Consider the following 12,933-nt stretch of genomic DNA (forward strand, 5'->3'; position numbering starts at 1 on the left):
GGCGCAGTTCCTCTCGCAGGTCCTCGTCGATTCATCCTCGCCGATATAGACCGCGCCCACGCCCGAAACTCATCGGACGGCTGTCAGGAGTTCAGCGCACCGTCCGGGTGGAGGAGATGGCGATCGCTCCGAACAGCCCTACCAGGGCGAATGCGTAGAAGCCCCACGGCACCGCGTAGCCGGCGCCCAGCAGAACGCCGCCGAGGATCGGACCGCAGATCGCGCCGACCCGGCCCACACCGGCCGACCAGCCGAGTGCGGTGGCGCGGATCTGCGGCGGGTGGTTGGCGCTCGTGAACGCGTAGACGAGAACCTGTGCGCTGAACACGAAGCAGCCGGCGAGGAACACCAGGGCGTAGATGCCGAACGACACCTTGACGCTGAGCAGGGCGAGGAACACCGCGGCGCCCGCGAACCAGATGATGGCCGCCGTGCGAGGGCCGATCTTATTGGCGACGCCGCCCGCGATCAGCAGTCCGACCACCGCGCCTGCGTTGAGGATCAGCAGGAACGTCAGCGACGCGCCCAGGTTGTAGCCCGCCTCACGCATGATCGTCGGCAGCCACGTGTTGAGGCCGTAGACGAGCAGCAGTCCCATGAAAGAGGTGACCCAGATGGCGATGCTGTTACGCAGGAACGGACGCGAGAACAGGGCGCGCACCGGGTTCGCCGAGGCCGCGACGGGAGCGTCGGCTGCGGGTGCCGCCTCCAATTCCAGGCCGTACTGCTTCGCGACGGCCTCGGCCTCGGCGCGCTTGCCGTGCGCCAGCAGGTACGAGGGGGATTCGGGGAGGTACCGCAGCATCAGCGGAATCAGGACCACGGCGGGCAGGGCGCCGACGACGAACATCGAACGCCAGCCGAACGGTTCGATCAGCACGATCGCCAGCGCAGCGGTCGCGACAGCACCCACGTGATACCCGGTCATCAGCAGCGTCGACGCGGAGCCGCCGCCCTGCCTCTTCGAGAACTCGTTGACCAGGGCCAGCGCAGTCGGCAGTGCGCCGCCGAGTCCGACCCCAGCCAGGAAGCGGAACAGTCCGAAGAAGAACGGGTTGGGCGCGACCGCGCAGAGGAGCGTGAGAACGGAGAACGCCGCAACGGCATACAGGAGGGCCCGCCGGCGTCCGATGACGTCGGTGAGCGTACCGATGACCAGTGCGCCGATGGTCATGCCGACCAGGCCGAATGTCGAGATGAACGTGATCGTTCCGGTGGTCAGACCCCAGTCCTCGTAGTCGAGGAGTGAAGGGATGACGGCGCCGAGGACCACCAGGTCGAAGCCGTCGAGCAGCACGGCTACCCAGCAGAGGGGCGCGACCCAGAGGGCGGTGGAGGCGCGGACGGCGCTTCGTTGGGAAGTGGGCATGATGTCCTCGACATTCGGTGGTGATGTGCGCGGGGCGTTCGCGATGCGAACCCTGGTTCTATACGCGGACTTATTGTGTGGCGCGCCATAGTTGCCTGTCAAACATCGGCTACTCCACACCCCGGTTGGTCAAGAACTGGTAAACCCCGTGTGGATAATCGATCGGGTACCGAGTCGATGAGCCAGGACGGATTGTGAGACCCAACCCCCAGGTGGCTGCGAGCCGTCCGAGCCACGCCGCGGCGCCAGCGTCGGCTACGGGCGGTTACCGGTACGACCTCGACGGACTGCGCGGAATCGCGATCGCGCTGGTCGTGGTCTATCACGTGTGGTTCGGGCGGGTGTCCGGCGGCGTGGACATCTTCCTGGTCCTCTCCGGGTTCTTCTTCACGGGCATGCTCGTGCGACGCGCCGGGGCGGACTCGGGTCCGTCGATCCCCGCCGTCCTGCGGCGCACCGCCCGCCGGCTGCTGCCCGCGCTCGTGGTGGTGTCGGCCGCGACCGCGGTCGTGACCGTGATCCAGCGGCCGTTCACGCAGTGGTCGGGGATCGCGGACCAACTCCTCGCGTCACTGCTGTACGTGCAGAACTGGCAGCTGGCCCGGACGGCATCCGACTACGCCGCCGCCGACGCGTCGGTCAGTCCGCTCCAGCACCTGTGGTCGATGTCCGTGCAGGGTCAGTTCTATCTGCTCGCCCTCGCGGTGGTGGCCGGGATCGCGTGGACGTGCCGTCGTCGCGGCCGACCGGACCTCCTCCGGCCCGTGCTCGGCGGCGTCCTCGTTCTCGGGTTGGTGGCGTCGTTCGCCTACGCGGCCGTGCTGTCGCAGGACCGGCAGTCGTGGGCGTACTTCGACACGTTCGCGCGACTGTGGGAGCTGCTCGCGGGGGCGCTGCTCGCGCTCGTCGTGCACCGGGTCGCGCTGCCCCGGCGGTCGCGGACCGTCCTCGCGATGTCGGGGTTCGCGGTGGTCCTCGGGTGCGGGTTCCTCGTCGACGGCGCCGCCCTGTTCCCCGGCCCGGCCGCCCTGATCCCGGTCAGCGCGGCGGTGGCGCTGATCCTCGCGGGCGTAGGCGAGTCCGAGCAGCCGGGGATCGTGACGATGATGGCGTCGCGGCCGTACGTCGAACTCGGTGGCCTGGCGTATTCGCTGTACCTGTGGCACTGGCCGATCCTCATCTTCTACCTCACGTGGCGGGAGCGGCCCGCGGTCGGAGCGCTCGGCGGACTCGCGGTGATCCTCGTGTCGCTGATGCTGGCGTGGCTCACCCAGCGGCTGGTCGAAGCGCGGTTCCAGACCGGGTCGGCCCGTCCGAGGCGAGCGCTGACCGCGCTGGTCGTGATCCTCGGCGTCGCCGTGGTGGGGACCGCGTGCGGCTGGCACGTGTATCTGGTCCGCAACCCCGAGACGACCGCCCGGGTCGGTGAGCTGGACCCGTGGCTGTACCCGGGCGCGGCGTCGCTGACCGACGGCGCGTTCGCGCCGCGCACGGACATGCGACCCACCCTGCTCGAAGCGTCGGGAGATCTTCCGCAGCCGACCCTCGACGGCTGCATCTCCGATCTGAGCACCCGCGACGTCGTCACCTGTGTGTACGGCGACCTCACCGCCGACCGGACGATCGCCGTGGTGGGCAGTTCCCACGCCGAGCACTGGGTGCCCGCGCTCGACCGCATCGGGCAACAGCGCGGCATCCGGGTCGAGACGTACCTCAAGATGGGGTGCCCGCTGACCGTCGCGGACGTTCCGCTGCTCGCCGGCGAGCCGTATCCCGACTGCGGCGACTGGTCCCGCGACGTCCTCGAGCGTCTCCGTGATCACCGACCGGACTGGGTGTTCTCGACGTCCTCGCGTCCCAACGAGGAGGGCGCCGGCGACGTCACCCCCGACGACTACGTGGGCCTCTGGGCGCGGCTCGCGGCTTTCGGGCTCCCGTTCCTCGGCATCCGCGACACGCCGTGGCTGCACAACGACGGCGTGCCGTATTCGGTTGTCGACTGCCTCGCCGACGGCGGCGACGCCGACAGTTGCGGAATGCCCCGGGACGACGTGCTGGCCCCGGACAACCCGACGCTCGAGGCGGCCCGCGACCTGCCGTCGGTGCATCCCCTCGACCTCACGGACGCCGTGTGTGACGTGGCGATCTGCCGTGCGGTGCAGGGAAACATCCTCGTGTACCACGATTCGCATCACCTCTCGGCGACGTACGTCCGGAGCCTCGTCCCCGAACTCGACCGTCAGATCGGCATGGCCACCCGCTGGTGGTGACCGGGATACTGGCGGCATGTCCGAAGACGACCGCAGCATGCTGGGACGCGCCTTCCTGGTGCTGGGTTCGTTCACCTCGGAGCGCCCTCGCCTGTCGCAGTCGGAGCTGAGCCGGCGCACCGGACTGCCGCTGCCGACGGTGCACCGGCTGTGCCGCCAACTGGTCGGCAACGGCGCGCTCGAACGCGTCGACGACGGGCACTACGAGATCGGGGTGCGGCTGTGGGAGTTGGGTGCGCTCGCGCCCCGCGCCCACGGATTGCGGCAGGTGGCGTTGCCGTACCTCGAGGACCTGTACGAGGCGACGCGTGAGAACGTCCAGCTCGTGGTCCGGGAAGATCTCGAGGCGCTCTACATCGAACGGCTGTCGGCGCGCGGCGCGGTGACCGTCGTCGGGAGGGCCGGGGGCCGGTTGCCGCTGCACGCGTCGAGCGGCGGTCTCGTGCTGCTGGCATTCGGCGGCACGGACCTCCTCGACGAGGTTCTCGCAGCAGGGCTCGAACGCTTCACGCCGTCGACCATCACCACCGAACATCGCCTGCGCAGCACCCTCGACGACATCCGCAGGACCGGCTGGGCCACGTGCCGCGAACACCTCAACGTCGGAACGCTGGCCGTGGCCGCGCCGGTGTCGCGATCGACGGGTGAGGTGGTGGCAGCGGTGTCCGTCGTGGTTCCGGCGGAGAAGGATCCCGCGCCCCTGATCCCGGCGGTGCGGGCGGCGGCGCGCGGCATTTCCCGCGGCGTCGCGTAGCTCGTCTTTCACTCAGTGAAAGAGGGGGTGTTGCGATCACACGGCGGGCAGCACAGTGACTGGTGTCACGAACTACGCGAGGAGTCTGCTCATGAACACACAGGTCGGGATCGTCGGCGGGGGTCCCGCAGGACTGATGCTGTCCCATCTCCTGCACCTGAAGGGCATCGATTCCGTCGTGCTCGAAAGCCGCACCCGCGAGGAGGTGGAGGGAACGATCCGGGCCGGTGTGCTCGAACAGAACACCGTCGACCTGATGGTCGACACCGGACTCGGCGACCGCGTCAAGCGTGAAGGACTCACCCACCACGGCATCGAACTGCGGTTCGGCGGCCGCGGCCACCGCATCGACTTCGACGAACTGACGAACGGCCGCGCCGTCACCGTCTACCCGCAGCACGAGGTCCTCAAGGACCTCATCGCCCGGCGTCTCGAAGACGACGGCGACCTCCGCTTCGGCGTCTCCGACGTGCAGGTTCTGGACCACACGTCCGACAACCCGAAGATCACCTACCTCGACGCCGACGGCAACGAGCAGACGCTCACCTGCGCGCTCGTCGCCGGTTGCGACGGCTCGCGGACGACCACCCGCGGTCTCATCCCCGAGACCACCGTGCGCACCGATCACTTCCGCCAGTACCCGTTCGCCTGGTTCGGCATCCTCGCCGAGGCCCCGCCGTCGTCCGAGGAACTGATCTACGCCAACCACCCGCGCGGCTTCGCGCTCATCAGCACCCGCACACCGGAGGTCCAGCGGCACTACCTGCAGGTCGACCCGGACGACTCCGTCGACAACTGGTCCGACGACCGCATCTGGTCGGAACTGCATGCCCGCGTCGACGGCGAAGGCGCGGAGATCAAGGATGGCAAGATCTTCCAGAAGTCGATCCTGCAGTTCCGCAGCTTCGTGTGCGAGCCCATGCAGCACGGCAACCTCTTCCTCGCCGGCGACGCCGCCCACACCGTGCCCCCCACCGGCGCCAAGGGCATGAACCTGGCGATCGCCGACGTGTACTTCCTCTCCCAGGCGATGGCCGAATACTTCGCCACCCGCAGTCGGGCCGGGCTCGAGGGCTACACCGACAGTGTCCTCCCGCGCGTGTGGCGGACCCAGCACTTCTCCTGGTGGATGTCCTCGATGCTGCACCGACTCCCCGACGAGACCGGGTTCGGACACAAGCGGCAGGTCGCCGAACTGGACATGGTCACCCGGTCCGTCGCCGGACGCACCCTCATCGCCGAGAACTATGTCGGCACGCCATTGGGCTGACGCCCCCGTGAGTACTTGTTAACGTCGGGCGGTTAAGAAGTACTCACGGGTGGCGGAGCCGCAACGAACGGAGCGAAGAGCCGGGCCGTGTTCGCCGACGCCGCCGCGGTGTCCTCGGGTGGGTTGGCAATGAAACTCAGGGCGAGCCGGACGATGGCGTGCGCGATGACGTCCGCGTCGTCCGGGGAGGAGTTCACCCACGACCGTTGCAGCGTCTGTGCGAGCCGTTCGGCCGCGGGTCGGATGATGATGTTGCTGTCCGTCGTGATCAGGCGCAGCAGATCTTCCGGTGCCTTCCCCTGGTGCAGAGACATCACCAGGGGATCGGCTCCGCTGAGTTCGAAGAACGTCGCATACCCGTGCCGCAGCGCAGTTGTCGCGTCGCCGGGGTTCTCGTACAGAGCGGATTCGATGACGGTGACGAGGTTGTCGGTCAGCCGTAGTGCGTACCCCTCCGCCAGGCCGCGCCGCGACCGGAACTCTTTGTAGATCGTCTGCCTGCTCAGGCCCGCGGCGACCGCGACGTCGGTCATCGTGATTGTCGGCCACGGACGTTCGAGCAGCAGCTCCCGAAGCGCATCGAGGGTGGTCTCCCGCATCAGCGACGTTGCGGCCAGCCGGTATCGACTCTGTCGCTCGGTGCGGTCGTCTGCGGACATGACCTCGATGCTAGCGGGCGGCCGCGGCCCGACCTTCCCGCTCGTCGGCGAGCACGTCGGTCAGAGCTACCGACTCGTCCGCCAATGCGGCGCGGTCGACGGTGCCGCCCCGGGCGATCATCGTGCGCACGGTGCGGAGGTCCTTCGGGCGGCCCACGGCGATGACCCCGACCGGCGTGTCCTCACGCACCGCGACCGCTGTGAAATCGCGATCTGAGATCGAACCGCGGATCACGTAGTCGTCGTCGAAACGGGTCGCGCCGGCGAACTGCACGGTGTGGCCGTACTGCGTGGACCACCCCCACGGAACGTCGGTGAACGGCGCGGGCTTTCCGAGGATGGAGTGCGCGGCGGCAATCCCCTGGGCCTGAGCGCCGTTCCAATGTTCGGAACGGTAACGCTCGGAGTCACGTACACCGGGGATGTTGGCCGCGTCGCCGGCCGCGTAGACGCCGTCGGCCGACGTGCGAAACTGCCCATCGACGGTGATGCCGTTGTGGACGCGCAGTCCCGCCGCGACCGCGAGCGTCACCTCGGGGACGGTGCCGACCGACACGAGGACGGTGCCGGCGCTCCAGCTGCGACCGTCGTCCGCGGTGGCGCGGGCGGATCCGTCGTCGCTCACGTCGAGCGACGACAGTGCGACATCCGTGCAGACGTCGACGTCGTTCTCGGAGTGCAGCGAAGCGATCATCGTCGAGATGTCCGGGGGCACAATTCGACTGAGGAGCGACCGGTCGCGTTCGAGGACGGTGACCTCCGCGCCGAGCGACCGCGCCGTGGCCGCGACCTCACATCCGATGAGACCCCCGCCGATCACGAGCAGGGACCCGGTGCGTCGAATCGACTCGCGAAGGGAATCGGCGTCGGCCATCGACCGCAGAGTGAAGAAGTGCGCACCGGAGACACCCTCGAGTTTTCGGGCCCGGCCGCCGGTCGCGAGCAGCAGAGCACTGAATGACAGGGTCTCTCCGGAGGAGAGCGTCACCAACTTCCGCCTGGTGTCGAGTTCGACTGCCGTTGCACCGGTAATCAATTCGATATCTCTTTCCTTCCAGAAAGAGCCCGGCTTCAGTGCGGTCTTCTCCGCCGCCGTGGCACCCGACAGGAAGTCTTTCGACACCGTCGGACGCCGATAGGGCGGTGCGGGTTCGTCTCCGATCAGGACGACGCGTCCGCTGAAGCCTTCCGACCGGAGCGTCTGCGCGGCGCTCGCCCCCGCGATACCGGACCCGACGATGACCACCGTCGACAGTTCCGTGGAGTGATTCGACATTGCGCTCACGCCCGGCTGACCTCGACCATGTCGAAGTCCGCCTTGGCGGCCCCGCAGTCGGGGCACGACCAGTCCTCGGGAATGTCGTCCCACCTGGTGCCGGGCTCGATGCCGTCCTCCGGCCAGCCCTCGGCCTCGTCGTACTCGAATCCGCATTGGACGCAGCGGTAAAGCTTGAAATCGGTGCTCATGTCACGCCACCCTCGGGTCGAAATCGATCTTCTCGCGGACCCCGCAGTCGGGGCAGCACCAGTCGTCGGGCACGTCGGCCCACGCGGTGCCGGCGGGGAATCCCTCACGCGGTGCGCCGGACGCCTCGTCGTAGACGTAGTCGCAGACCGGGCACTGGTAGGCGGCCATCACCGAACTCCGCCGCTGTACTTGGCCAGCACCTTCTCGCGCTTGCCGGGTTGGATGTTCACACGGGTGATGTCACCGTCGTAGTGGTCGAGCACGCGGTGATCCATCACCTTGCGCCAGAGCGGCGGGAAGTACGCGAGCGTGATCATGCTGGCGTAGCCACTGGGCAGGTTGGGGGCGCCGTCCATGCTCCGGAGCGTCTGGTAGCGCCTGGTCGGGTTCGCGTGATGGTCGCTGTGGCGCTGCAGGTGGTACAGGAAGATGTTGGTGACGATGTGGTCGGAGTTCCAGCTGTGTGCGGGAGCGCAGCGCTCGTAGCGGCCGCTGGCGGTCTTCTGACGCATCAAGCCGTAGTGCTCGAGGTAGTTGACCGTCTCGAGGAGAGAGAATCCGTAGACGGCCTGAATGATCAGGAACGGGATGACGACCGGACCGAATATGGCGATGAGCGCACCGAACAGCACCACCGACATGAGCCAGGCATTGAGCACGTCGTTGTGAATGCTCCAGGTGCTCTTGCCGAGTCGCTGCATCCGCGTCTTCTCGAGCTCCCAGGACGACTTCAGGCTTCCCCAGACACTGCGGGGCAGGAACGTCCAGAAGCTTTCTCCGAATCGTGAACTCGCCGGGTCCTCCGGTGTGGCGACTCGGACGTGGTGGCCCCGGTTGTGCTCGATGTAGAAGTGGCCGTAGAAGGTCTGCGCGAGAGTGATCTTGGCCAGCCACCGTTCGAGTTCGGTCTTCTTGTGACCCATCTCGTGCGCGGTGTTGATGCCGATGCCGCCCATGACGGCGACGGTGAACGCGACGCCGATCTTCGACGCCAGTCCGAGGCCGCCGTCGATGCCGAGCCAGGAGAGATTGTCCGCCGACCAGAGGTAGCACGCGAAGACGAGGCTCGTCAGCTGGAACGGGATGAACACGTACGTGCAGTACCGGTAGTACCTGTCGTTCTCGAGCTGTTCCATCACTTCCTCGGGAGGGTTCTGGCCGTCGGGCCCGAAGAACCTGTCGAGGAGGGGGAGCATTCCGAACAGCAGTAGGGCGCCGATCCACCACCACACCGGTGCTGCCGCCGACCAGCCCAGTTGGTTGAAGGCCCACACGAGCCCTGCAGCGAGGAACAGTGCGGTCGGGGGAATCAGTCCCATCAACCATAGGTAGCGCTTGCGGTCACGCCACGCTTTCGGTGGCGCCTCTCCTGCCATCCTGCCGATATTCGACGTCGTCACGATGCGAACCTCCTCGTTCAGTAGCCGTGCCGGTATGAACCAGCTCACTCTCATTTGGACAGTACACCGACTTTGATCCAGCGTCTAGACAAAACTAGAGATTTGTAAATCCAACAAGATGCAGTGCTCTAACGCCGGGGTCTTCGCTGCCGATAGAGAGGTCGACACCGTTGCACCGTGCTGAGGAGGCCCTCGATGTTCCGAGACCCCGGACTTCCCGACTGGCTCGAATTCGTCCTGGGCCTGCTCGGGTACCGCTGGTAGCTCCGCCCGTGAGTACTTATCAACCACCGGTGGTTGACAAGTACTCACGGGCGAAGCATTTCATCGCCTTCCGCGGTCCCACACCCGCTGCGTCTGCTCGGCGATGTCAGGGTGGTGGGTCTGCTGGAAGTTGCGTCCACCGCGGGCGAAGGTGTGCACGGTCGCGGGCGGTACGTCGAGCTCGGCGACGGGTGCGTCGAGCCACTCGCAGTCTCGGAGGTGCACCAGATCCACAGTCGCGGCCTCCGGACTCGAGTCGTAGCGCCACGGACCGTCGATCCGGCCGAGGAGGTAGAGCCCGTCGGCGTCACGCGACCAGACGAACGATCCGTCCAGCACCTGCGTGAAGCGTTCGAGCCGGCGTGCGGCCGGATCGCCGTAGGTGCGCTCGGTCGCGTCGAGCGCCTCACTCAGATCGACGGGAGGTGGGGCCAGCAACCCGCCGATTCCACACACGTCCATCGTGAGCGCGCGTTGCACCGCGAGCCCTGGGTCCACGTCGTCGCGGCGGGAACGCATCGGTGCGCGGTAGACGTCGGTGGGTGTCATACGTATGGATTCTCCCTGACGCCGAACCGCGACAGCACTCTTCGGCAATCGTCCACCCGGGTAAACTAGAACCTGTTACATTCGCGGGAGGGGTGCTACTTCTGGAACTCGGAGAGAACTCATGACATACCGCGTCGTCGGATGGTCCACCGGTACGGTCGGGCGTCACGCCATCGCAGGGATCGACGCCCGCGACGACCTCGAACTGGTCGGCGTGTGGGTGTCCAACCCGGAGAAGGTCGGGAAGGACGCCGGGGAGCTGGCGGGCCTCGCCCGAGAACTCGGCGTGGCGGCGACCGACGACAAGGCGGCACTTCTCGCTCTGAAGCCGGACTGCATCGTGCACACGGCGATGACGGACGACCGCATCTTCGACGCCATCGAGGACCTGATCTCGTTCCTCGAGGCCGGCATCAACGTCGTGTCCTCGGGACCCGTTCTGTTGCAGTATCCGATCGGTGTGGTCCCGGACGAACTCGTCGATCGCATCCGCCGCGCCGGCGAGCAGGGCGACGCGAGTCTCCACGTGAACGGTATCGACCCCGGGTTCGCGAACGACGTTCTGCCGCTGGCCATGACGAGCCTGTCGCAGCGGATCGACGAGGTGCGGTGCTCCGAGATCGCCGACTACTCCACCTATTACCAGCCGGTGGTGATGAGCGAGATCTTCGGTTTCGGCAAACCCGTCGAGGAGACGCCGATGCTGTTCCAGCCGGGCGTGCTGTCGCTGGCGTGGGGGAGCGTCGTCCGCCAGATCGCCGCGGGACTGGACCTCACGCTCGACGAGCCGCTGGTGGAGAAGTTCGAACGCATCCCCGCCGAGGAGGATCTGGACATTCTGTCGTGCCACATCGCGAAGGGAACGGTGGCGGCGGTGCGATTCGAAGTCGTCGGCACGGTCGACGGGGTGCCGCGCGTGGTCCTCGAGCACGTCACCCGCACCCACCCCGAACAGAAACCGGACTGGCCGAAACCCACCCGCGGCGACGGGTGCTACCGCATCGACATCACGGGCGAGCCGATGATGACCGTCGAGTTCAACCACCACGGCGAAAACGGCGACCACAACGTGTCGGGGATGATCGTCACCGCGATGCGGCTGGTGAATTCGGTGCACGCGGTGGTCGAGGCGAAGCCCGGATTGGTGACCGCACTCGACCTGCCTCTCGTCACCGGCCGCGGATTGTGCGCTTCGCGCTTGTGAGTACTTGTTAACCGCCCGTGGTTAATAAGTACTCACAGGCCGAAGGCATTGAGCGCATTTCGGAGACCGTCGGGGCGCTCCGCGAGGGGAACGGGTTCGACGAGTGCGAACGCGCAGCCCACCTTGCGTGCGGCGCCGTCGGCTTCCTCGCTGTCGCCGATCATGAGAGTGCGTTCGGGCTCGGAGCCGAGCGCGGTAAGGGCGTGCTCGAAGATCTTCGGGTCCGGTTTGATCGCACCCACCTCGAACGACAGCACGAACGCGTCGACGAGATGCTCGACTCCCAGATCCGCGAACGCGGGCCGGATGTCGAACGCGATGTTGCTCAGCACCGCGATCTTGATTCCACGGTCCTTCAGTGACGCAAGCACTTCCGCGGTGTCGGGATATGCGCTCCAGCACCCCGGGTCGATCACCCGCTCGTACAGCCCGACCGCCTGGTCCTCGTGCGCGACCCCGGACTTGCGCAAGACGTCGAGGTACGCCTGCCGGTGGAACCGAGGGTCGAGGTCGCGGTTGGTCCACGCGTGGTGCTCGGCCGCGTCCATCTCGACGGTCTGACCGACCGGCGCCGTCATGCGCCGCATCAACTCGGCCTGCTGGTGGAGGTCGAACGGTTCACCGTCGTGGTCGGTGAGGTCGGCCATCCAGCTGTCGTCCTCCTCCAGCCGGAACAGCGTGCCGGAGAAGTCGAAGATCACTGCGTCGAATTCGGTGAGATCGGAAGCCACGTTTTCCAGGCTAACGCGCGGTGCGCGCGACTTCAGGGTGAAGCCGGACGGGGTCAGTCGACTTCGAGTTCACCCATCAGCGACCACTCGGTGCCGTCGATCGTGGTGTTGATGATCCGCGGTGTCTGTGCGAGGGCGGGTTTCAACTCGCGCATGGCGTTTTGGAAATGCTCGCTCTGCACGTGGGCGACGGCGGCGTCGTCGTCACGGAACGCCTCGACGAGGACGTACAAGTTCGGATCCTCCACCGCCCGCGACCAGTAGAACCACAGGTTGCCCGGTTCGTTCCGGGTCGCGTCGGTGAACGGCTGCACCAGGTCGAGCCAGCCGTCCGCGTGGTCCGGTTTCACGGTGAAGTTGACGACGATGAAAATCACGGCTGCCTCACTTCTCGAGTCGACGATTCGAATCCTACGCGCGCGATGTCGTTCGGATCCCCGACCGAGCGGCGTAGCCGGGTGAGGATGCGCGTGAAACTGTCGGGGTCGTCCAGGGCACGCGCGAGGACGAGCGCGCCCTGGATTCCCGCGACGACCTCCTCGGCGAGCGGCCGCGACTGCCTGCCGTGGCCGGCGTCGGCGAGAGCGCCGGCGAGCGAATCGACCCAGTCGGTGAAGTAGGCACGCACCCGGTCCGCGAAGCGGTCACGTTCGAGGCCGAGCGCGAACGCCCCGAACAGGCAGATTCGGCGTCCCGACCGGAAGTACGTCTCGACCTCGTCGAACATCCGCTCCAGACGGGCAGTGGCGGGCTCGGACCCGCGCAGCGGCAGGTACACGGCGGTCTGGAACCAGGCGTCGACCTCGTCGAGGACCGCCTCGGCCATCTCGTCCTTGCCGCGAGGGAAGAAGTTGTACAGGCTGCCTTTGCCGAGCCCTGTGTGCTCGGTGATGACGGCCAGGCTCGCGCCGTCGAACCCGTGGGATCGGAACACCTCCGCCAGCACGGGGACGACGTCGCCGCGCTCGGCTACTGCTCGGGGCATGACTACTCCT

Annotated in this window: 14 protein-coding genes; 4 read left to right on the plus strand and 10 right to left on the minus strand. The window is 67.1% G+C overall.

Features of this window, described 5'->3' with window-relative positions; translation table 11 throughout:
• Positions 1–91: 91 nt before the first annotated feature.
• Complete coding sequence (locus GO592_RS01730; protein WP_007297570.1) at positions 92–1,369, minus strand: MFS transporter; 1,278 nt, start codon at positions 1,367–1,369, stop codon at positions 92–94.
• A 194-nt stretch (positions 1,370–1,563) separates the two neighbouring features.
• Here GO592_RS01730 and GO592_RS01735 point away from each other — a divergent pair, with 194 nt between their 5' ends.
• The 3 genes from GO592_RS01735 (at position 1,564) to GO592_RS01745 (ending at position 5,663) form a co-directional block, all read left to right on the plus strand.
• Positions 1,564–3,639 carry an acyltransferase family protein gene (locus tag GO592_RS01735; protein WP_039951310.1) on the plus strand — a complete coding sequence of 692 codons (2,076 nt, stop codon included), beginning with the start codon at positions 1,564–1,566 and terminating at the stop codon, positions 3,637–3,639.
• A gap of 16 nt (positions 3,640–3,655) precedes the next feature.
• Positions 3,656–4,393: an IclR family transcriptional regulator gene (locus tag GO592_RS01740; RefSeq protein WP_007297572.1), complete on the plus strand. Its 738-nt coding sequence runs from the start codon at positions 3,656–3,658 to the stop codon at positions 4,391–4,393.
• A 91-nt stretch (positions 4,394–4,484) separates the two neighbouring features.
• Positions 4,485–5,663: a 4-hydroxybenzoate 3-monooxygenase gene (locus tag GO592_RS01745; protein ID WP_007297573.1), complete on the plus strand. Its 1,179-nt coding sequence runs from the start codon at positions 4,485–4,487 to the stop codon at positions 5,661–5,663.
• Positions 5,664–5,695: 32 nt separating this feature from the next.
• Here GO592_RS01745 and GO592_RS01750 read toward each other — a convergent pair whose 3' ends face one another.
• The 6 genes from GO592_RS01750 to GO592_RS01775 form a co-directional block, all read right to left on the minus strand.
• Complete coding sequence (locus GO592_RS01750; protein ID WP_007297574.1) at positions 5,696–6,322, minus strand: TetR family transcriptional regulator; 627 nt, start codon at positions 6,320–6,322, stop codon at positions 5,696–5,698.
• Positions 6,323–6,332: 10 nt separating this feature from the next.
• Entirely contained in the window at positions 6,333–7,598 is a 1,266-nt protein-coding gene (locus tag GO592_RS01755) for an NAD(P)/FAD-dependent oxidoreductase (RefSeq protein WP_007297575.1), read from the minus strand.
• A gap of 5 nt (positions 7,599–7,603) precedes the next feature.
• Complete coding sequence (locus GO592_RS01760) at positions 7,604–7,789, minus strand: rubredoxin (protein WP_005251084.1); 186 nt, start codon at positions 7,787–7,789, stop codon at positions 7,604–7,606.
• A gap of 1 nt (position 7,790) precedes the next feature.
• Entirely contained in the window at positions 7,791–7,958 is a 168-nt protein-coding gene (locus GO592_RS01765; RefSeq protein ID WP_005259056.1) for a rubredoxin, read from the minus strand.
• Entirely contained in the window at positions 7,958–9,190 is a 1,233-nt protein-coding gene (locus GO592_RS01770; protein WP_039951345.1) for an alkane 1-monooxygenase, read from the minus strand. The genes GO592_RS01765 and GO592_RS01770 overlap by 1 nt, the downstream gene beginning before the upstream one ends.
• A gap of 324 nt (positions 9,191–9,514) precedes the next feature.
• Entirely contained in the window at positions 9,515–10,003 is a 489-nt protein-coding gene (locus GO592_RS01775) for a hypothetical protein (protein WP_007297577.1), read from the minus strand.
• Between the two features lie 121 nt (positions 10,004–10,124).
• Here GO592_RS01775 and GO592_RS01780 point away from each other — a divergent pair, with 121 nt between their 5' ends.
• Positions 10,125–11,207 (plus strand): NAD(P)H-dependent amine dehydrogenase family protein, encoded by a 1,083-nt coding sequence (locus GO592_RS01780; protein WP_007297578.1) that lies wholly within the window; start codon positions 10,125–10,127, stop codon positions 11,205–11,207.
• A 32-nt stretch (positions 11,208–11,239) separates the two neighbouring features.
• Here the strand turns inward: GO592_RS01780 and GO592_RS01785 are convergent, their stop codons facing one another.
• Genes GO592_RS01785 through GO592_RS01795 form a run of 3 tightly spaced genes read right to left on the minus strand, consistent with a single transcriptional unit; the run spans position 11,240 to position 12,923 of the window.
• Complete coding sequence (locus GO592_RS01785; protein WP_007297579.1) at positions 11,240–11,938, minus strand: HAD family hydrolase; 699 nt, start codon at positions 11,936–11,938, stop codon at positions 11,240–11,242.
• 53 nt (positions 11,939–11,991) lie between these two features.
• Complete coding sequence (locus tag GO592_RS01790) at positions 11,992–12,315, minus strand: putative quinol monooxygenase (protein WP_005259041.1); 324 nt, start codon at positions 12,313–12,315, stop codon at positions 11,992–11,994.
• The gene (locus GO592_RS01795; RefSeq protein WP_007297580.1) at positions 12,312–12,923 is read right to left on the minus strand and encodes a TetR/AcrR family transcriptional regulator; all 612 of its coding nucleotides are present in this window, start codon (positions 12,921–12,923) and stop codon (positions 12,312–12,314) included. The genes GO592_RS01790 and GO592_RS01795 overlap by 4 nt, the downstream gene beginning before the upstream one ends.
• Positions 12,924–12,933 lie beyond the last annotated feature (10 nt).

The sequence above is a fragment of the Rhodococcus sp. 21391 genome (assembly GCF_016772255.1).
Lineage (GTDB): Bacteria > Actinomycetota > Actinomycetes > Mycobacteriales > Mycobacteriaceae > Rhodococcus_F > Rhodococcus_F opacus.